The sequence below is a fragment of the Tenacibaculum sp. SG-28 genome, from assembly GCF_002954385.1.
Taxonomy (GTDB): domain Bacteria; phylum Bacteroidota; class Bacteroidia; order Flavobacteriales; family Flavobacteriaceae; genus Polaribacter.
Map to the genome: position 1 here is coordinate 253,592 of NZ_MQVY01000001.1, position 20,952 is coordinate 274,543.

16 protein-coding genes, 2 tRNA genes and 2 pseudogenes are annotated in these 20,952 nt (G+C 35.8%); 9 read left to right on the forward strand and 11 right to left on the reverse strand.

Annotated elements, in window-relative coordinates; all coding sequences use genetic code 11:
• Window positions 1–117: 117 nt before the first annotated feature.
• Complete coding sequence (locus BSU00_RS01135; protein ID WP_105002758.1) at window positions 118–1,092, forward strand: hypothetical protein; 975 nt, start codon at window positions 118–120, stop codon at window positions 1,090–1,092.
• A gap of 104 nt (window positions 1,093–1,196) precedes the next feature.
• Here the strand turns inward: BSU00_RS01135 and argH are convergent, their stop codons facing one another.
• The 9 genes and pseudogenes from argH to BSU00_RS01180 form a co-directional block, all read right to left on the reverse strand.
• Window positions 1,197–2,483, reverse strand: a complete 1,287-nt coding sequence (gene argH, locus BSU00_RS01140; protein WP_105002759.1) for an argininosuccinate lyase — start codon at window positions 2,481–2,483, stop codon at window positions 1,197–1,199.
• 11 nt (window positions 2,484–2,494) lie between these two features.
• On the reverse strand, window positions 2,495–3,562 hold the full coding sequence (locus BSU00_RS01145) for a M20 family metallo-hydrolase (RefSeq protein WP_105002760.1): 1,068 nt from the start codon (window positions 3,560–3,562) through the stop codon (window positions 2,495–2,497).
• Window positions 3,559–4,336 (reverse strand): annotated as a pseudogene (gene argB, locus BSU00_RS01150) (acetylglutamate kinase). Before argB ends, BSU00_RS01145 begins: the two are co-directional and overlap by 4 nt.
• Window positions 4,333–5,265 (reverse strand): acetylornithine carbamoyltransferase, encoded by a 933-nt coding sequence (locus BSU00_RS01155; protein WP_105002761.1) that lies wholly within the window; start codon window positions 5,263–5,265, stop codon window positions 4,333–4,335. The pseudogene argB and the gene BSU00_RS01155 overlap by 4 nt, the downstream one beginning before the upstream one ends.
• Window positions 5,266–5,287: 22 nt before the next feature.
• A complete protein-coding gene (locus tag BSU00_RS01160) occupies window positions 5,288–6,457 on the reverse strand; it encodes an aspartate aminotransferase family protein (protein ID WP_105002762.1) in 1,170 nt (389 codons plus the stop codon).
• On the reverse strand, window positions 6,454–7,254 hold the full coding sequence (gene proC / locus BSU00_RS01165) for a pyrroline-5-carboxylate reductase (protein WP_105003381.1): 801 nt from the start codon (window positions 7,252–7,254) through the stop codon (window positions 6,454–6,456). The genes BSU00_RS01160 and proC overlap by 4 nt, the downstream gene beginning before the upstream one ends.
• An 11-nt stretch (window positions 7,255–7,265) precedes the next feature.
• Window positions 7,266–8,243 (reverse strand): N-acetyl-gamma-glutamyl-phosphate reductase, encoded by a 978-nt coding sequence (argC, locus tag BSU00_RS01170; protein WP_105002763.1) that lies wholly within the window; start codon window positions 8,241–8,243, stop codon window positions 7,266–7,268.
• The gene (locus tag BSU00_RS01175; protein WP_105002764.1) at window positions 8,240–9,424 is read right to left on the reverse strand and encodes an argininosuccinate synthase; all 1,185 of its coding nucleotides are present in this window, start codon (window positions 9,422–9,424) and stop codon (window positions 8,240–8,242) included. The genes argC and BSU00_RS01175 overlap by 4 nt, the downstream gene beginning before the upstream one ends.
• Entirely contained in the window at window positions 9,421–10,032 is a 612-nt protein-coding gene (locus tag BSU00_RS01180) for a GNAT family N-acetyltransferase (protein WP_105002765.1), read from the reverse strand. Before BSU00_RS01180 ends, BSU00_RS01175 begins: the two co-directional genes overlap by 4 nt.
• Before the next feature lie 836 nt (window positions 10,033–10,868).
• On the opposite strand from BSU00_RS01180, the gene BSU00_RS01185 reads away from it, so the two are divergent.
• The 6 genes and pseudogenes from BSU00_RS01185 to ilvA all read left to right on the forward strand — a co-directional run bounded on the left by BSU00_RS01185 (window position 10,869) and on the right by ilvA (window position 18,535).
• Entirely contained in the window at window positions 10,869–11,756 is an 888-nt protein-coding gene (locus BSU00_RS01185) for a branched-chain amino acid transaminase (RefSeq protein WP_105002766.1), read from the forward strand.
• A gap of 1 nt (window position 11,757) precedes the next feature.
• A complete protein-coding gene (ilvD, locus tag BSU00_RS01190; RefSeq protein ID WP_105002767.1) occupies window positions 11,758–13,434 on the forward strand; it encodes a dihydroxy-acid dehydratase in 1,677 nt (558 codons plus the stop codon).
• Between the two features lie 50 nt (window positions 13,435–13,484).
• A complete protein-coding gene (ilvB, locus tag BSU00_RS01195; RefSeq protein ID WP_105002768.1) occupies window positions 13,485–15,218 on the forward strand; it encodes a biosynthetic-type acetolactate synthase large subunit in 1,734 nt (577 codons plus the stop codon).
• 2 nt (window positions 15,219–15,220) lie between these two features.
• Window positions 15,221–15,748 (forward strand): acetolactate synthase small subunit, encoded by a 528-nt coding sequence (gene ilvN, locus BSU00_RS01200; RefSeq protein ID WP_105002769.1) that lies wholly within the window; start codon window positions 15,221–15,223, stop codon window positions 15,746–15,748.
• Window positions 15,749–15,772: 24 nt separating this feature from the next.
• Window positions 15,773–17,269, forward strand: a complete 1,497-nt coding sequence (gene ilvC / locus BSU00_RS01205; protein WP_105002770.1) for a ketol-acid reductoisomerase — start codon at window positions 15,773–15,775, stop codon at window positions 17,267–17,269.
• 1 nt (window position 17,270) lies between these two features.
• Window positions 17,271–18,535, forward strand: a pseudogene (ilvA, locus tag BSU00_RS01210) (threonine ammonia-lyase IlvA).
• 72 nt (window positions 18,536–18,607) lie between these two features.
• Here the strand turns inward: ilvA and BSU00_RS01215 are convergent.
• Both BSU00_RS01215 and BSU00_RS01220 read right to left on the reverse strand, forming a co-directional pair.
• Window positions 18,608–18,680 (reverse strand) — tRNA-Phe (locus BSU00_RS01215).
• A 65-nt stretch (window positions 18,681–18,745) separates the two neighbouring features.
• A tRNA-Phe gene (locus tag BSU00_RS01220) sits at window positions 18,746–18,818 on the reverse strand.
• Between the two features lie 109 nt (window positions 18,819–18,927).
• On the opposite strand from BSU00_RS01220, the gene BSU00_RS01225 reads away from it, so the two are divergent.
• Window positions 18,928–19,659: a type III pantothenate kinase gene (locus BSU00_RS01225; protein WP_105002771.1), complete on the forward strand. Its 732-nt coding sequence runs from the start codon at window positions 18,928–18,930 to the stop codon at window positions 19,657–19,659.
• On the forward strand, window positions 19,652–20,932 hold the full coding sequence (locus tag BSU00_RS01230) for a hypothetical protein (RefSeq protein ID WP_105002772.1): 1,281 nt from the start codon (window positions 19,652–19,654) through the stop codon (window positions 20,930–20,932). Before BSU00_RS01225 ends, BSU00_RS01230 begins: the two co-directional genes overlap by 8 nt.
• Window positions 20,933–20,952: the final 20 nt, after the last annotated feature.

A 20,952-nucleotide genomic window follows, 5' to 3' on the forward strand; every position in this document is an offset into this window, starting at 1 on the left:
GGATTACCTCCAGGCTATATATCCCTATACAAAAGCTTGTTTGTCGATTTTATACAGTACCCTTCGTTAATTAGTTGACTTTTGCTGCATCAATTTTAATCGTTAAACTATATTATTATGAATTTTAAAATTATATCTATCGTAATTAACTTCTTATTGTTACTTTTTACTACACTACTTTTTGGGCAAGAACATCAGCTTCCTCCTGTAAAACTAAACTTTGGTTCAGGACATTTTTACATGGTTGGTGGACAAGGACACGAAACAGATACCATTACTATTTACTATCATAAACCGAAAACTTTTTCTGCAAAAACTAGAGTTTTACTGGTTATTCCTGGTTCTGGACGAAATGGTGATGATTATCGAGACGCCTGGACGGAAACATCCGAGCGTTACGATGTTCTTATACTGTCACCGTCTTATCCGGAAGAGAAATATCCTTACAGTAACTATCATTTAGGGAGCACAGTTAAAGACGTTAATATTTACAAAGGAATTACTTTTAAAAGAAATTCCAATCAGGTTTTTATGGATGAGAAAGCAATTAGTTTCAAGGTTAATAACAATACCGAAGAATGGCTTTACAATGATTTTGATAGAATTTTTGAAACGGTGAAACTAAATTTGCGACTCGAGCAAGAACAATACGATATGTTTGGTCATTCTGCAGGAGGACAAATTTTACACCGTTTTGCTTTGTTGTTTCCACATTCAAAAGCAAATCGTATTCTTGCTTCCAACGCTGGTTCGTATACCGTGCCTGATACTAATGTATCCTTCCCTTTTGGACTCAAAAACATAGAAATATCAAAAGCATCTCTGTCTAAATCTTTTCAAAAAAAGCTAGTGATATTTTTAGGGGAACAAGACGATGAAAATGAAAGAGGTGGTTTGCTACTTCGTTCTAAAACTGTAGACAAACAAGGGTTACATCGACTAGCACGAGGACACTATTTCTATACCAAAAGTACCGAATTCGCAAAGCGACATAAGTATAATTCAAAATGGAAGTTAGTAAGCATTCCTAACGTAGGGCATAACCAACGAAAAATGGCCGCCGCTGCCGCCGCTTATTTGTACAAAATGTAGTAGTGTTAATTTTTTTGGTACCGATACTTTCTTGAAAAAATTATGAAAAGGAGAAAAATACAAGTCGAAAGATGTTAGGTCTTAGACTTGTATTTTGGTAAGGTTTATATTAGATCAATTTTTTTCATCTTAGCAGCAATCTCCTGCAATGACAAGTTCCCAATACTGCCACTGTGTGTGTGTACTTTACTTCTATCTGGTTTGTAAGTACCATTTTCGACCTCCATACCTATCTTTTGATATGCCTCTCTGAAGCTAACTCCTTGCTCAACCAGTGTGTTTATATTGTCGACGGTAAATAAATACGTGTATTTTTCGTCATTCAGATCAATGTCTTTAACTTTTATTTGCTGTATGGAATAGTTAAAAATATCAAGGATGTTTTTCATTTCCTCCATTCCTGAGATCATGTTTTCTTTTAAAAGTTGGTAATCTCTATGATACCCACTTGGTAAATTATTGGTAAGTAGTACCATTTCACTGTGTAGCGCTTGAATTTTATTGGCCTTACCTCGTATAAGTTCAAATACATCAGGATTTTTTTTGTGAGGCATAATACTACTTCCTGTAGTTAATTCGGTTGGAAAGGAAATAAAATCAAAATTCTGACTCATATACAAACATATATCCATTGCGAAACGACTTAATGTATTTCCAAGAGAACCCAATACCGTTGCAATAGTACGTTCGCTTTTACCTCTGCTCATTTGTGCAGCTACTACGTTATATTTTAAAGTTTCAAATTCTAGTTCTTTCGTGGTGAATTCTCTATCGATAGGAAAAGAACTACCATATCCAGCTGCGGAGCCAAGTGGGTTCTGATCGACTATCTTCAGAGCGGCGTGGAGCATATAGGAGTCGTCTATTAACAACTCTGCATAGGCTGAAAACCATAATCCGAACGAGGAAGGCATTGCAACTTGCAGGTGAGTATATCCTGGTAAAATACTGTTTTTATGAGATTCCGATAGTTCTAATAACGTGTCAAAAAGTATGGAAACTTTGTTTGTTATTTTCTTGAGATTTTCCTTGTAATACAATTGCAAAGCCACTAAAACTTGATCGTTTCTAGACCTAGCAGTATGTATTTTTTTACCTACGGCACCAAACTGTTTTGTCAGTTCAAATTCTATTTTTGAATGTACATCTTCAAATTCTTCTTCAATGACAAATGTACCTTGTTTAATTTGTTTTTTTAGTTTTTCTAATCCTTCCGTTAGTTGCTCTAATTCTTCGTTGGTAAGTATTCCTATTTTCTTTAACATTTTTGCATGTGCCAAGGAAGCTTGAATGTCATATTTGGCAATGTACGTATCTATTTCTCTATCCTTGCCAATAGTGAAGTTCTCTATTTTTTTATCTATGTTTAATCCTTTATCCCAAAGTTTCATCGTTTTATGATTTAATTTTTTATTAGTACTTTTTTGAGTAGTTCAATGTATATTGTGATACCCTCTTTGATTTCGTCAAGGTAAATATATTCGTCTGCTGTATGCGATCTTTTGCTATTCCCAGGACCTAGTTTTAACGAAGGACAAGTTAATACTACCTGATCGGATAAGGTTGGAGAACCATAGGTTTGCCTCCCAATAGCAATTCCACTCTTTACTAATGGATGGTCTTTTGCAATCGAAGAAGAATTTAAATGTAAACTTCTAGGGGTAATTTTACACGGTGCATTTTTGCTGAAATAATCGCTGATTTCTTTATTCGTATACCTGTCATTTATCCTAACATCCACAACTAATTGTACATTTGCAGGAACAGCATTGTGTTGTTTGCCAGCGTGTATTTGTGTAACTGTTACTTTAACTTCACCAAGGGTTTCTGAGGTTTTTTCAAAGTGAAGATCTTTAAACCACTCTAGCGTTTGAATAGTTTTGTAAATCGCATTATCATCGTTTGGGTGTGCTGCGTGACTTGGAGTTCCAATAACCTCAGCATCCAAAACTAATAGGCCTTTTTCTGCAATAGCCAATTGCATTTCTGTAGGTTCGCCAACGATAGCTACTGCAATTTTAGGTAGTATGGGAAGTAAACTGTTTAGTCCATCCGGACCACTATTTTCCTCTTCTGCAGTACCTGCAAATACCAGGTTATACAGCATGTCTTTTTGGTTGTAATAGTAGGTGAAAGTTGCTAATAAGGAAACTAAACAACCTCCAGCATCATTACTTCCTAAACCGTATAATTTTCCATCTTCAACGACTGCTTCAAAAGGATTTCTAGTATATCCATTGTTTGGTTTTACCGTATCATGATGGGAATTTAGAAGAAGCGTTGGTTTCGATGGGTCAAAATATTTATTTGTGGCCCAAACGTTATTTTTCGTCCTCGTAAATGGTATGTTAATAGCTCTAAACCAATCCTCTAGAAGTGTTGCAGTTTCCTTTTCTTCTGATGAAATAGATGGAGTCTCAATTAGTTTTTTTAGCAATTCTATTGCATCGTCTGTAAGCTTTGTTTTCATTGTATTAGAAGTGTTGTGTGTTTTTCTTCGCTATTGAACAGCATCTCTGTATTTCCTATGCAAACTTTATTAACATTAGCATGCAGTGCGTGATAGCAATTATCTAACTTAGGTAGCATACCGTCGTAAATTAAATTTTGTGCTTTTAATGTATGATAGTCTTCTAGGGATAGCTCCTCTACAACAGAGTTTCATCCTTGATATCGGCCAATACTCCTGGTTTTTCAAAGCAGTAGTATAGTTCTGTCGTTATTTTTTCGGTCATACGTATCGCTATTTCACTAGCAATAGTATCTGCATTCGTATTTAAAAGTTGGCCGCTACCATCGTGGGTAATTGCAGAAAATATTGGTGTGATATTGTTTTGAATTAACAAGCTTAGTACCTCGGTATTTACAAGGGTTATATCTCCCGCAAATCCGTAATCTATCTCAGAGACTGCTCTTTTTTTGCCTGTATTGTATTTCCATCAGCTCCAGTAAATCCAATTGCATTACAGGAATATTTTTGGAGTATAGCCACGATGTTCTTGTTAATTTTTCCTCCGTAAACCATGGTAACAATGTCTAAGGTTTTCGCGTCTGTAATTCTTCTACCATCTATCATTTGCACCGGTATGTTCATCGTTTGAGCGACTTCTGTAGCTAGTTTACCTCCACCGTGTACTAAAATTTTTGGACCTTCTAATTGTGAAAAATTTTGTAAAAACGCATTTAAATGGTTGGTGTCGTTAATTATATTTCCACCTATTTTAACAATTTTTAGTGTTTTCATATATTTTCAAGTATTTTTTTTAATACTACCTGTGCAGCATACGTTCTATTATTAGCTTGTTCCATCACGATAGATTGTGGGCTATCGAGCACTGCGTCTTCTACTACTATATTTCTTCTCAAGGGGAGGCAATGCATAAACTTTGCATTTCCTAGTTTGTCTTTGGTAATTTTCCAGTTTTCATCTTCATGTAATTTTTTTCCATAATTCGTAAAGGAGCTCCAGTTTTTGTGTACACAATCAGCATCTTTAAAGGCAAGTTCCTGATCGTATTCAATAGGGGTTTCTTTGGTGATTTCTGGGTTCAATTCGTAGCCTTTGGGGTGCGTAATTGTAAGATCCATCTCCATGCTTTGCATTATATTAATGAAAGAATTGGCAACAGAGTGGGGCAGGGCTTTTGGGTGCGGTGCCCAAGATAAAACTACTTTTGGTTTTCTTACAGCGCTTTGCTCTGTTATGGTAATTGCATCTGCTAACGCTTGCATCGGATGTGCTGTAGCACTTTCCATATTAATTACAGGTACTGTGGCATATGTAGCAAAACTTTGAAGTATCAATTCAGAGGTGTCTTTTGCTTTATCTGTTAAACTAGGAAAGGATCTAACAGCTATAATGTCTGCATATTGCGATATTACTTTAGCTGCTTCTTTTATGTGCTCCGCTTTATCTAAGTTCATAATTGCACCATTTTCAAACTCTAAATTCCAAGCGTTAGAAATATTGATAATACTAACTTCCATTCCTAGATTTTTAGCTGCTTTTTCAGTACTTAATCTAGTTCTTAAACTCGCATTAAAGAACAACATAACTATAGTTTTACGTTTGCCTAATTCTTCAAAATGATAAGGATTTTTTTTAAGTTGTAAAGCTTCCTCTAGTAGGCTTGGAAGATCTATTATATCGTGTATGGTATGGTATTGCTTCATGATAATTTTGTTTGGATTGCGTTTATAGTAAATTAGTTAGTTTTTCTTTTTCGGAAAAAGTTATGTCGTTTACTGCCAATAGTAGGCTGCCAATAAATTTGTCAATATGTTTTTTGTTAATGGTTAAGGGAGGAAGTATTCTAAGGATGTTAGGATGCTTTGCATTTCCGGTAAAAATTTTATGTTCGAATAGTAGTTTTTCACGTAATTCTTTGATTGGAAAATTAAATTCTAGCCCGAGCATAAGTCCTCTGCCTTTAATAGATTTTATTCCCGGAATTGTATGTACGCTATCCATAAAATAATTTTCTATACTACTTGCATTTTCTAGTAAATTTTCGTCTTCTAAAACAGATAAAACCGCTAAAGAAGCTGCACATGCTAGATGGTTTCCACCAAAAGTTGTACCTAACAGCCCATAGGATGCTTTGATTTTAGGACTTATTAAAATACCGCCAATTGGAAAACCATTCCCCATACCTTTTGCCATCGAAATAATGTCGGGAGTTATTCCGTGTTTTTGGAAAGCAAAAAAATCACCCGTTCTTCCAAACCCACTTTGTACTTCATCTGCGATCAATAAGGCATTGTATTTTTTACATACTATTTCTAAATTTTTATAAAAATTACTAGATGCTTCCGCTAAACCACCAACCCCTTGAATAGTTTCCATAATAACGGCACAAACATCTCCATTTTTTAATGTTTTTTCGAGAGTTTTGCTATCTCCTAATTCAATAAATACGACCTCCTGTTGCGAATTTATTGGAGCAATTATTTTAGGATTGTCTGTTGCCGCTACAGCAGCAGAGGTTCTTCCATGGAAACTGTTTTTAAAGGCAATAACCTTTTTCTTTTTGGTGTGAAAGGATGCTAGTTTTAGTGCATTTTCATTGGCCTCCGCACCCGAATTACATAAAAATAATTGGTAATTTTTACATCCCGATAATTCCATAATTTTAGATGCTAGTTTTTTTTGAAGCGGATTTTTTATGGAATTACTATAAAAGCCTACTCGCTTTATTTGCGCACTGATTTGCGCAATGTAAACAGGGTGGGAATGTCCTATTGATATTACGGCGTGTCCACCATAAAGGTCAAGGTATTTGTTGCCTTTATCGTCATATACGTATACGTCTTTTGCATGTTCTGGAGTAATATCAAATACAGGGTATACATTAAATAAACTCATATTTGTTCTTTTTTTATGCTGTTAATTTTTTCGAATGAGGTTACCATTCCCTGAATTAGAGCAGCGCTAAGGCCGAAATTTTCCATGGCATTTAGCCCAGCAATGGTACATCCTTTCGGTGTAGTTACTTTATCAATTTCTTCTTCTGGATGATTTCCATTTGCAATTAAAAGACTAGCCGTGCCTTCACAGGTGAACATCGCTAGGTCTTGTGCTTCTTTTGCATCAAATCCCAATTGTATTGCTGCTTGTGAAGAAGCGCGAATCAAACGCATCCAAAAGGCAATACCGCTAGCACAAACTACTGTAGCCGCTTGCATTTTGTTTTCAGGGATAATAACAGTATGACCAAGTAGTTTAAAAACAGCTTCTACTTTTGCTATTTGAGGTGAAGCTATAGAATTAGCACTGATACAGGTCATTGACTTTTCTACGGCAATTGCAGTATTTGGCATTACTCTAAAAATTGGAAATCCTGTGCCAATTATCGCCTCTATTTTTGCAATAGAAAAACCTGTTATGGTAGAGATGACGCAATGTCTCTCCGATAAAACTTCGCAGGTGCTTGCGAGTATATTTTCAAAATGTCTCGGTTGTACTGCGAATATTATAATCGCTGAATTTTGAACTGCTTCCAGATTGTTTTCAGTTACCACTACACCGTTTAATTTCTTAAATTCTCGCAGATCGTCAAGATTTCTTTTTGTTAAATACAAACTGGTAAAAGCCTTTTGTTTTAAAAGCCCCATAGCGATAGATTTTCCTAAATTTCCTGTACCTATAATTGCAATTTTCATACCTGCTATTATTAAAAATAAGTTGCTTTTAATTCGATTCCACAAGTTTCTGGAAGTGCAAACATTAAATTCATATTTTGAACTGCTTGTCCGGATGCTCCTTTCAGAAGATTATCAATAACACTTGTTATTAGTAAATTGTCTTTGTGTTTATGCAAATGAATTAGGCACTTGTTCGTGTTGACAACTTGTTTTAAGTGCAGCGGTGTATCTGTTAAAACAGTAAATGGCGAATTGCTGTAAAACGTTTTATATATTTTTTTTGCATCGTCAATAGATCCTTTAAACTTGGTATAGCTAGTGGCAAATATCCCTCTTGAAAAATCTCCTCTATTTGGGAGAAATAAAATTTCCGATTTAAAGTTTTTTTGAAGTAAGTGTACAGACGCTTCGATTTCACTTAGGTGCTGATGCGTAAATGGCTTGTAATACGAAAAATTATTATCTCTCCAGGTAAAATGTGTTGTTGGAGAGAGCGAAGTTCCAGCTCCTGTAGCACCAGTAACTGCATTAATATGAATCGAGTCGATCAATGTATTTGCTTTGGCTAACGGTAAAAGGCCAAGTTGTATTGCTGTTGCAAAACAACCTGGATTCGCGATGTATTGCGCCGATGAAATACTGGTTTTATGCAATTCAGGAAGACCGTATACAAAATGTTTACCTTGGAATTCATACTGTTGTTGTGCTCTAAAATCATTTCCGAGATCTATAATTTTCGTCTTTTGTGAAAAGGAGTTTTCCATCAAAAATTTTTTTGAATTGCCATGTCCAAGACAAAGAAAGAGAACATCTACCTTCGGGTTTATACTGTTTGTGAAATGTAGTTCTGTTACGCCAACAAGATCCTGATGCACTGCTGCAATTTTATTGCCAGCGTTGGAAGTACTGTATACAAAATTAATAGTAGCCTCCGGGTGATGCAGTAAAATTCTAATGAGTTCTCCAGCGGTATAGCCTGCCCCACCAATTATTCCTACTTGTATCATATTTCGTTATTTATTTGTTGGTAAATTTTTTGTTGATTGCCAAAAATCTTTATGAAACCTTTTGCTTCTTCTGCATTCCATTTGGTGTTGGTTTCTCCATAACTTCCGAATTTTGTATCCATCAAGTCGTTTGGGGAACTTATTCCATCTAAGGTGAAGTGGTAAGGTTTAAGTGTGGCATAAACAGTTCCGCTAACTTTTTCTTGACTGTTTTGGAAATAAGCTTCCATATCTCTCATTACAGGATCTAAATATTGTCCTTCGTGTAAATGCATCCCGTAAAAATTTGCGAGATAGTCTTTGTGTTGTAGTTGCCATTTTGTTAGGGTGTGTTTTTCAAGAAGGTGGTGCGCTTTTATTATCAATAGTGCTGCTGCTGCCTCAAATCCAACTCTTCCTTTAATCCCTACAATAGTGTCTCCGACATGTATGTCTCTTCCAATGCCATATTTGGATGCCAAGGCATTAATATTTTCAATATTTTCAATAGAGTTTTTAAAAACCCCATCAACAGCTACTACCTCTCCCTTTTCAAAAGTGATGCTTACTTTCTTGGGTTTTGTTGCCTCCACTTGCGACGGAAATGCTTCCTCAGGTAGTGGATTTTTAGAATGCAAGGTTTCTTCGCCACCTACACTAGTACCCCATAATCCTTTGTTTATAGAGTATTTAGCTTTTTCCCAAGCCATGTGTATACCGTTATCTTTTAAGTAACTGATTTCATCTTGCCTAGATAATTTATTATCTCTTATCGGTGTAATAATTTCAATCTCCGGTGCTAGTGTCTGGAAAATCATATCAAAACGTACCTGATCGTTTCCAGCACCGGTACTTCCATGAGCAATATAAGACGCATTAATATGCCTCGCATAATTGACAATTTCTATGGCTTGAACTATTCTTTCGGCACTAACGGATAACGGATAGGTGTTATTTTTTAGCACATTGCCAAAAATTAAATATTTTACCACTTTGGTATAATAATTTTCTATTGCATTGATATTCTTGTAGGTTTTAACACCCATTTTATAGGCGTTTTTTTCTATGGTGTTTATTTCCTCAATGGAAAATCCTCCGGTATTAACACTTACGGCATGTACTTCATAATTTTGTTTGGAAAGATGCAAAGCACAATACGAAGTGTCAAGACCACCACTGTAAGCAATTACTAGTTTTTTCATTTTTTATTCTTTTTTAGATAAATACTTTCTTTAATTTGTTTTAATCGGTTGAAAACCTTGTCTTTTACAACACTTTTTTTGATGTTTTCTGCAGGGTCATATAACATTCCGGTGCACAAGCACATTTTTCTATTAGTTCTTTTTAGAACATCGTAATTCACACAGGTTTGACAGCCATTCCAAAAAGATTGATCCTCTGTTAGTTCTGAAAAAGTTACCGGTTTATATCCAAGATTGCTATTCATTTTTATTACGGGTAATCCTGTAGTAATACTAAATATTTTAGCTTTTGGGAATTTAGTTTTAGACAAAATAAATACTTGCTTTTTTATTTTTTTAGCAAGTCCAATACCTCTATAATTCGGGTGAACAATTAATCCTGAGTTGGCGACGTACTTTCCGTGTTCCCAGGATTCTATGTAGCAAAATCCTGCAAAAGTATTTTTGTCTAGTGCAATAACTGCGTGACCTTTTACAATTTTAGCAGTAAGGTATTCCGGACTTCGTTTTGCAATTCCAGTGCCTCTTTTTTTAGCTGCTTCCTCAATAGTACTGCATATTTTTTCAGCGTATACAGTATGTGCTTTGTTAGCAATAACAATTTTCATGCTTGTTATTAATTCGGTGAAAAATAGTAATGTAATCGTGTTGTATTAGTAAAGAACCGGGCGCACCTAAGTTCCTAAATAAAAATAGTACCCCTAAGGGCGTCGTGTGGTGAAAGAGTGAATAGAGAATATCCGTGCTTTCGTATATTTTACGATAGCTGATGATAGTTTAAAAAAGGTGAAATTTGTGGTAATCAAAATAAAAAATAAAAAATAATACAATGTCTAAAGTATAGAAAAGAAACTAGTACCGGCATTACCGCACTAGAAGACTGGGTGTTGTATTATGTTTTTTATTTATTTGCATACGCCGCAAAAGTATGCAATAAAAATTAATTAAACGAGCTAATTTATTTTTTTTATTTTTTTTTGTCAGATAGACATAACTTTTAAATTATAATTATATATTTGTCACGAAAATAACAAAATGAATAAAAATATTTTAAATATTATTTCTGTAATTATTATTGTGATCTTCTCGCAATAGTCAGGAAAGGTATTGAAATAAATAATATATTAAAAGCTTCCTGAGAAATCAGGAAGTTTTTTTTGAAGCATATGAATCTAATTTTTCACATAGAAGTAATTGCCATTATTATTGTCATTATTAGCTTATGGACAAGTTGATGTAGATTACTTATGTTACCACTTAAGGCCTATATCAAAACGTTGATATAGGCTTTTTTTTGTATGACTATCATTTTAGTTTCTGGGTTAAAAACCTGTAAATTAGGTTTTTAGATTTTTTTGAACTGCTTTAGGAATCATTTTGAATTAAATATAGTATAAGAATTAATAAAACAATAAAATAATTTCGAATAGAAAATAGTACGGAAATGTATTACAACGATAAAACAGTAATTTTTTATAACGGTCAATTTGTAAAGGCAAATAATGCTTCCATGGGTTTGTACAATCAGACGTTACACTATGGAAATGGTGTGTTTGAAGGAATTAGAGCCTATGCTACAGAGCAAGGAACTCGAATATTTAAACCACAAGCTCATTTTGAACGATTACAATTTGGCGCGGAAGTCATGGGTATTGAATTTAAATATTCTGTAGAAGAGTTAACTGCAATTACCTACGAGTTGCTACAAAAAAATAATCTCAGCAATGCCTACATAAGACCGCTGGTGATTTCTGGTGTAAACATGGGGGTTTTCTCGGCAAAGGATTCCGATTTGGTAATACAATGTTGGGAATGGGGAAAGTTAATGGGAAGTAAATTGTTGCGAGTGAAAACCTCTACTTTTCAACGACCAAATCCTAAATCATGTGTTGTAGAAGCAAAAGTTACCGGTCATTACATTAATTCCATTTTAGCAAGTAATGAGGCCAAAAAAGAAGGGTTTGATGAAGCCTTACTTCTCGATATGAATGACAATGTAGCGGAATGTTCTGGAGCAAATATATTTATGGAAAAAGACGGTAAACTAATTACCCCTCCTAAAGGTCACATTATGGCAGGAATAACACGAACTACCATTATTGAACTATGCCAACAAGAAGGTATTGAAGTAGTAGAACGAGATTTTAAAATAGAAGAATTAAAAACTGCTGATTCTGCATTTTTTACAGGAACTGCTGCTGAGGTGGTAGGACTTGCATCTATTGATTCGTATACTTTTCCACAAATATGGGAGCAATCACTGGGATATCGATTAATGAAATTATATAAACAAGAAGTTCTTGGGCTTCGCAATAAAAGAGCAGTATACTAACATGGAATTGAATAAATTTAGTAAACGAGTAACACAAGACGATACCCAACCAGCTGCCCAAGCAATGCTACATGCTATCGGACTCTCAAAGTCAGATTTGGAAAAACCATTTGTTGGTATTGCAAGCACTGGTTATGAGGGAAATCCGTGTAACATGCACTTGAATAGTCTTGCCAAATTAGTTAAAAAAGGAACTTTAAATGAAAACCTAGTAGGTTTGATTTTTAATACTATTGGTGTGTCGGATGGTATTTCAATGGGAACACCAGGTATGCGATTTTCATTACCGTCTAGAGATGTTATTGCAGATTCTATGGAAACTGTTGTGCAGGCAATGTCTTATGATGGTTTAGTTACGGTTGTTGGTTGTGATAAAAATATGCCTGGTGCCTTAATGGCTATGATCAGGTTAAATAGACCCTCTGTATTGGTTTATGGCGGTACCATAGCATCAGGATGTCATGATGGGAAAAAACTAGATGTTGTTTCTGCTTTCGAAGCTTGGGGGGAGAAAGTAGCTGGGAAAATTAACGAAAAGCAATACCAAAATGTAATTGAAAAGGCCTGTCCAGGCGCAGGTGCTTGCGGAGGGATGTACACCGCTAATACAATGGCCTCTGCTATTGAGGCATTAGGGATGAGTTTACCCTACAATTCTTCAAACCCTGCTATCAGCTCTAACAAAGAAGAAGAATGTATTCGTGCGGGAGAGGTTTTACGAGTTTTATTGGAAAAAGATATAAAACCTTCCGATATCGTTACTAGAAAATCTCTCGAAAACGCCGTGCGTTTAGTGACGGTAATGGGAGGATCTACCAATGCAGTGTTGCACTTTTTAGCAATAGCAAAAGCAGCAGGTGTTGCTTTTACCCTAAAAGATTTTCAAAGGATTTCAGATACTACACCATTTTTAGCAGATTTAAAGCCAAGTGGGAAATTTTTAATGGAAGATGTGCATAGGGTAGGAGGAACTCCAGCGGTACTTAAATACTTGTTGGAAAAAGGATTATTACACGGAGATTGTTTAACAGTAACTGGTAAGACCTTGGCCGAGAATTTAATAGAAGTTCCAAGCTTAACAGAGGGACAAGAGGTAATCAAGCCAATTGAAAAGCCAATAAAAAATACAGGACATCTCAGGATGTTATACGGCAATTTAGCCCGAGAAGGTTCTGTAGCGAAAATTACGGGTAAAGAAGGATTGTTATTTCGAGGAAAGGCGATAGTTTTCGAAGGAGAATACGAGGCTAACGCTGGGATTAGAGATGGAAAAGTGAAGAAAGGAGATGTTGTAGTTATTCGCTATGAAGGTCCTAAAGGAGGTCCGGGAATGCCAGAGATGTTAAAGCCAACAGCGGCAATTATGGGTGCAGGTTTAGGAAAAGATGTTGCTTTAATAACCGATGGTAGATTTTCCGGAGGAACGCATGGATTTGTCGTGGGGCATATTACACCAGAGGCACAAGAGGGAGGGGTTCTAGCCTTGGTACAAAACGATGATATCATCGCATTGAATGCCGAAACAAATACCATAACACTAGAGGTTTCTGAGGAAGAATTGGCAAAGAGAAAAAAGAACTGGCAAGCTCCTGAATTAAAAGTTAGTAAGGGGGTTTTGTATAAATATGCAAAGACTGTTTCTTCTGCATCTAACGGATGTGTTACGGATGAATTTTAATACTAATAACGAAACAAAAGCCTAAAGCTACGAACACAAAGTAAAATATTATGGCAACAAAGACAAAATCAAAAACTAAAGAACATCAAGAACAAACACTGAGAATATCTGGGGCTGAGGCAGTAATTAAGTGTTTGTTGGCAGAAGGAGTGGAGGTTTTATACGGATATCCAGGGGGTGCTATTATGCCGGTATACGATGAATTATACAAGTATCAAGACCAATTAAATCATGTACTTACAAGGCATGAGCAAGGAGCAACACATGCTGCTCAGGGATATGCTCGAGCTACAGGTAAGGTTGGGGTTGCCATTGCAACATCGGGCCCTGGAGCCACTAATTTAATTACCGGTATTGCAGATGCGCAAATAGACTCTACACCAATGGTATGCATTACAGGACAGGTAGGAGCACATTTACTAGGAACGGATGCTTTTCAGGAAACGGACATTGTTGGTATTTCAACCCCGGTTACCAAGTGGAATTACCAAGTCACAAAAGCATCAGAGATACCGGAAGTTTTAGCCAAGGCATTTTATATTGCTAGATCGGGTCGTCCGGGTCCTGTATTAATCGATATTACAAAGAATGCACAATTTGACGATTTGGATTTTTCATACAAAGCATGTACTTCAGTTCGAAGTTATGTTCCAAAAACAAAAGTGTTAAAAGCAAGTTTAGCAGCAGCAGCAGTACTAATTAATAGCGCTAAAAAACCGTTAGTTGTATTTGGACAAGGAGTTATTTTAGGGCAAGCAGAAGAGGAGTTTAAAGCTTTCATTGAAAAAACTGGAATACCTGCAGCTTGGACTATTCTAGGGCTTTCAGCACTCCCATCTTCACACCATTTAAATGTTGGTATGGTTGGTATGCACGGAAATTATGGTCCGAATATTTTAACCAATGAGTGCGATGTTTTAATTGCTGTTGGAATGCGTTTTGATGACCGAGTTACCGGAGATTTAAATCGATATGCAAAACAGGCACAAGTTATTCATTTTGAAATTGATCCTGCAGAAATAGACAAAAATGTTCTTACTGATGTAGCCGTTTTAGGAGATGCAAAAGAAAGTTTGAGGGCTATTTTGCCATTACTTAAAAATAACTCACATACTTCTTGGTTGCAAGAGTTTAAGAGACACGATGCGATAGAGTTCGATAAAGTTATCAAAGATGTGTTGTATCCTGAAAAAGAAGGGTTAACCATGGGAGAAGTAATGAAAGAAATAAACAAAGCCTCTGGTGGGGATGCCATAATTGTGTCCGATGTGGGACAACACCAAATGTTCGCTTGTCGCTATGCAGAATTTAATAAAACCAAGAGTAACATAACCTCAGGAGGATTAGGTACTATGGGGTTTGCACTACCAGCAGCTATAGGAGCTAAAATGGGAGCTCCAACTCGAGAAGTTGTTGCGGTAATAGGCGATGGAGGATACCAAATGACCATTCAAGAACTAGGGACCATTTTACAGACAAAGGCGGCTGTTAAAATAGTGGTATTGAACAATGAATTTCTTGGGATGGTTCGCCAATGGCAACAATTATTTTTTGATAAAAGGTATGCATCTACTGAGATGGTAAACCCCGATTTTATTGCCATTGCAAAAGGATATCATTTACAGGCAAAGCGGGTAACAAAAAGAGACGAATTAGAAATGTCTGTAAAAGAAATGATGGCATCGAAAGAGGCCTATTTTTTGGAGGTTTGTGTAGAAAAGGAGGATAATATTTTCCCGATGATTCCAACAGGAGCCTCGGTTTCAGATATAAGATTACAATAATTATGAAGAGAAATCAAACCTACACCATATCGATATATACAGAAAATAATATCGGTTTATTAAATAGAATCTCATCGATTTTTCAAAGGAGACACATTAATATAGAAAGTGTTAATGTTTCAAAATCTGAGATTAAGTCCGTATCTAGGTTTACTATTTTGGTAAAGCTTCGTGAGGATGAAGTGAAAAGGATTTTAGGACAAATAGAAAAGCAAGTCGAGGTAATAAAAGCTTTTTATCACAAAGATGAAGAAACTATTTATCAAGAGTCTTGCTTATTTAAACTAAGTAGCGATCTTTTGATTGATAATGATGAAATTCAAAGGGTAATTAATAGTAGTAAATCAAGAGTAATAAATATTAATAAAGACTTTTTTGTGCTTGAGAAGTCCGGAACTAAGGAGGAAGTTGAAGAACTGTATCACATTCTTGATAAGCACGGTATTATGCAGTTTGTTCGGTCGGGTAGAATTGCAATTACAAAATCTGAGATGCGAGTTTCCACTATGCTTAAAGAACTCGAAAACTAATAAAAAAAATAAATACACATAAAAATGAAAAATTATTTCAACCAATTATCATTAAGAGAACAATTAGCGCAATTGGGTAAATGTAGGCTTATGGAGTCTGCAGAGTTTAAGGAAGGAGTAGCGGTATTAGATGGGATGAAAATTGTAATTGTTGGTTGTGGAGCGCAAGGCTTGAATCAAGGACTAAACATGCGTGATTCTGGTTTAGATGTCGCTTATGCACTTCGTGAAAAAGCTATTCAAGAGCAGCGTCAGTCTTATCGCAATGCGACAAAAAATGGTTTTGAAGTAGGTACCTTTGAAGAGTTGATTCCTACGGCAGATATAGTGTGTAATTTAACACCAGATAAGCAACATACTAAGGTAGTACATGCCATTATGCCACTTATGAAACACGGAGCTACATTGTCGTATTCGCACGGTTTTAATATCGTAGAGGAAGGCATGCAAATTCGAAAAGATATTACGGTTATTATGGTAGCGCCAAAATGTCCTGGATCAGAAGTAAGAGAAGAGTATAAAAGAGGGTTTGGTGTTCCTACATTAATTGCGGTACATCCTGAAAATGATCCTGAAAACAAAGGGTTTGCCCAAGCAAAAGCATATGCGTATGCAACAGGCGGTCATAGAGCAGGGGTTTTGGAATCTTCTTTTGTAGCAGAGGTTAAATCGGATTTAATGGGAGAACAAACCATACTTTGCGGGGTTTTGCAAACAGGATCTATACTTGCGTTCGAGAAAATGGTTGCCGAAGGAATAGAACCTTCTTATGCTGCTAAATTAATTCAGTATGGTTGGGAAACGATTACCGAGGCATTAAAACATGGTGGTATCACTAATATGATGGATCGCTTGTCAAATCCTGCAAAACTAAAAGCATATACACTGTCTGAAGCTCTCAAAGAAATCATGCGTCCGCTTTTTCAAAAGCACATGGATGATATTATGTCTGGCCATTTCTCTAAAACCATGATGGATGATTGGGCGAATAACGATAAAGATTTATTAGAATGGAGAGCTGCTACAGGAGAAACTAGTTTTGAAAAAACAAATGCAACGGATGCAATCATAGAGGAGCAAACATACTTTGATCAAGGAGTGTTATTGGTTGCCTTTGTTAGAGCAGGAGTAGAACTAGCTTTTGAAACCATGACAGATGCAGGAATTATAGCGGCATCAGCCTATTACGAATCTTTACACGAAACACCGTTAATTGCAAATACTATTGCAAGAAAGAAGTTATATGAGATGAATAGAATCATATCAGATACAGCAGAATATGGTTGTTATTTATTTGATCATGCATGTAGACCATTGCTTGTAGAGTTTATGGAAACAATAACAACAGAAGTTATAGGGCACTCTTTTTTAGGATCTACTGCAGTAAATAATCAGGAATTGATTGCGGTAAATGATGCTCTTAGAAGTCATCCTGTAGAAATCACCGGTAAACAATTACGAACTGCAATGACTGCCATGAAGTCTATTAAAACCAAAGTAGAGGAACCTGTTTTACAATAAGATGAAAGTACAAGTACAATCCTATTATCCCAAACTATCCGATATCAAAAGTGCAGTAACTACCTTGCAAGCAGTTGTTTCGGAAACACCTTTGTCTTTAAACTATTCGTATACGAATAAATTTGAAGCTAATATTTATTTTAAAAGAGAAGATTTAAACCAAGTACGTTCTTATAAAATTAGAGGAGCGTACAATAAAATAGCTTCTTTACCGGAAGAGGATTTAGTAAATGGAATTGTTTGTGCTAGTGCGGGTAATCATGCACAAGGTGTAGCACTTGCCTGTAGTATTAAGAAAATCCATGGTACCATTTTTATGCCCACTACTACCCCTAAACAAAAGGTCGAACAGGTGAAGATGTTTGGTGGTGAATTTGTAGACATCGAGTTGAGTGGTGATACATTTGATGATGCTTTTAATACTGCAATATACGTTTCCAATAGCTTACAGAAAACATTTGTGCATCCTTTTGATGATCAAAAATAATAGAAGGGCAAGGCACTATAGGATTGGAAATCTTAGAACAAAGTAATGCGACAATCGATTACTTGTTTTTACCCGTTGGGGGTGGTGGGTTAGCAGCAGGAGTTTCCAGTGTTTTTAAATATTTATCACCTCACACCAAAATAATAGGGGTGGAGCCTGAGGGAGCACCTTCAATGTCTACTGCGATGCGACAAGGTGATATCGTAAAGTTAGCCACTATAGATAAGTTTGTAGATGGTGCAGCGGTTCAAAAGGTAGGAGATTTCACCTTTCCAATATGTAGAGAAAATCTTTACGATATGATAACTGTTTCAGAGGGTAAGATCTGCCAAACTATTTTAGATATGTATAACAAAGATGCAATTGTTGTAGAGCCAGCTGGCGCATTAACTATAGCTGCATTAGATACCTATAAAAATAAAATCATAGGAAAAAATGTTGTCTGCATCGTAAGTGGAAGTAACAACGACATCACTAGAACGGCAGAGATTAAAGAAAGAGCCTTGTTGCACGGAGGATTAAAACACTATTTTATCGTTCGTTTTCCACAGCGCTCTGGAGCTTTAAAAGAGTTTGTAATTGATGTTTTGGGAGAAAATGACGATATTACATTTTTCGAATATTCTAAAAAAACCAGTAGAGAGAATGGTCCTGCCGTTGTTGGGGTTGAATTAGAAAATGAAGAAGATTTAAAACCATTAATTTCCAGAATGCAAGAGAGAAATTTTTTCGGAGAGTATTTAAATAATAAACCCAATTTATTTGAGTTTCTAGTATAGTGCTGTCAAGAGATGATGAAGCTATTTTGCTTTTAAACTAAAAAACCCGAACGAGAGTTCGGGTTTTTTATGTGGTGCCTCCAGGAATCGAACCAGGGACACAAGGATTTTCAGTCCTTTGCTCTACCAACTGAGCTAAGGCACCATTGGAGCTTAATTAAGTAGCGTTTAAAATATGAAAATCGCAATTAAAGCGATTTGATACTTTTGTGGTGCCTCCAGGAATCGAACCAGGGACACAAGGATTTTCAGTCCTTTGCTCTACCAACTGAGCTAAGGCACCAGTTGCTACTTTCATTAAGCGGATGCAAATATACAATCGTTTTTCGATTTACCAAAAGAATTAAAATAAAAAAATGAATTGTAACTTTGCTCTGTACTAAATACGTAATATGCTTCTAATAATTGATGTTGGTAACACTAGGGTAAAGCTTGCTGTTTTTGAGCGAGATAGCATTGTTGAAAAATTTATTTTTGATAAAAGTGAAATTGTAACTGCTATAGAGAGTGTTATTTTAAAATTTCCAATTTCAAAAAGTATTATTTCATCCGTGGCTTCAATACCAGAGAAAGATGTTGCGACAATTTCTACATTGATATCTCCTTTATTTTTAAATCACGCTACAAAAGTACCTTTTGTTAATTTATATGATACACCAACAACCTTAGGGGTAGATAGAATCGCTTTAGCTGCGGCTGCAGTTCGAAAATACGAAAATAAAAATTGTTTGGTAATTGATGCGGGAACTTGTATAACGTATGATTTTATCTCTAGTAAAAAAGAGTATTTTGGAGGAGCTATTTCTCCTGGTATTGCAATGCGCTTCAGAGCCTTACACGAATTTACTTCCAAATTACCTTTAGTATCCGATACGGAATCATTTGAGTTAATTGGAAATAACACCAACGCTTCCATTCTCTCTGGTGTTTTAAATGGGGTATGTTTTGAGATTTCTGGTCTTATAGATAAATATAAGTCAGAGTATCAAGATTTAACAGTTGTTTTAACAGGAGGAGACACAAAATTCTTGTCAAAACAATTAAAAAGTGGCATATTTGCCAATCCAAATTTTGTTTTGGAAGGTTTACATACGATTTTGATATACAATTCAAAGGATGATTAAAAAAATTACAGTTACAATATTGCTGTTGAGTTCCTTGGCTATACTGGCCCAGAGAAATAGTACTTCCCCGTATTCTTATTTTGGAATAGGTGAAAATTTTGATCCATTAACCGTAGAACAAGCTTCTATGGGTGGAATTGGAGTGGCACTTAAAGATGTATATCATTTAAACTTCACCAATCCGGCTTCTCTTGCAGATTTAAAAGTAGCAACTTATGCCATGGGTGGAAGTATGTCTTTTATTACCATTAAAGAAGAAGGAATTAGTGATTCTGGAAGTTCAACAAGTCTTCGCTATGTTTCTTTGGCCTTCCCAATTTCCAAAAATATGGGTTTTTCTGTCGGACTTCAACCTTTTTCCTCAGTAGGTTATGCCTTACTAAACACCGAGTACAATGGAGAAGATATATCTAAAGTAAGTAGATATTCTGGCTCAGGTGGTACCAATAGACTATATGCTGGTTTTGGGGTGTATCTGTTCAAAGGTTTTTCCTTAGGTGGTGAGGCAAGTTTCATATTTGGTTCAATTGATAAAAATATTTTAGAAATCTTAAATGAAGTTTCCAGAGGGACACAAGTTGAGGAAAATTTAAATATTCGAGGAGGATTATACAAAGTAGGTGCTCAATACCAAAAGATCTTGAAAAACGACTTGCAATTGAGTACTGGTGCATCTGTAACTTTCGGGGCAGATCTTTCTGCGAAAGGAAGCGAACGTATTTACTCTATTGGTGCAATAGATAGCAGAATTAGAGAGTTGTTAGATGATTCCGCTGTGCAAGGAACAGTCACTATTCCTTTAAATTATACCATTGGAGTTGGTTTAGGAAGAGCAAATAAATGGTATGCGGGTCTTAACCAAGAATTTAGCGAAGCTGCCTCTGTGTCAAGTAATGTAGATATACCCGATGCCTTATACCAATATGAAAAAGGTTCTAAGTTTTCAATAGGTGGTTATTACATTCCCAAATTTAATTCAATATCAAGTTACTGGGATAGAATAACCTACCGTGCTGGTTTCCGTATGGAAAATATAGGGGTAGCAGTAGATGGTCTCGGTACGGGGCAAGATTATACCTCAATTAAAGACTTTGGCATAAATGTTGGGGTTGGATTACCATTGCCAAAGCAATTATCTAATTTAAATCTAGGATTTGAATACGGACAAAGAGGAACTACAGATAACAATTTAGTTAAGGAGGAATATTTTAATATTAAATTAAGTTTATCCTTAAATAGCCGTAACTGGTTTAAACAAAGAAAAATAGATTAAATATAATAACTGACAAATGA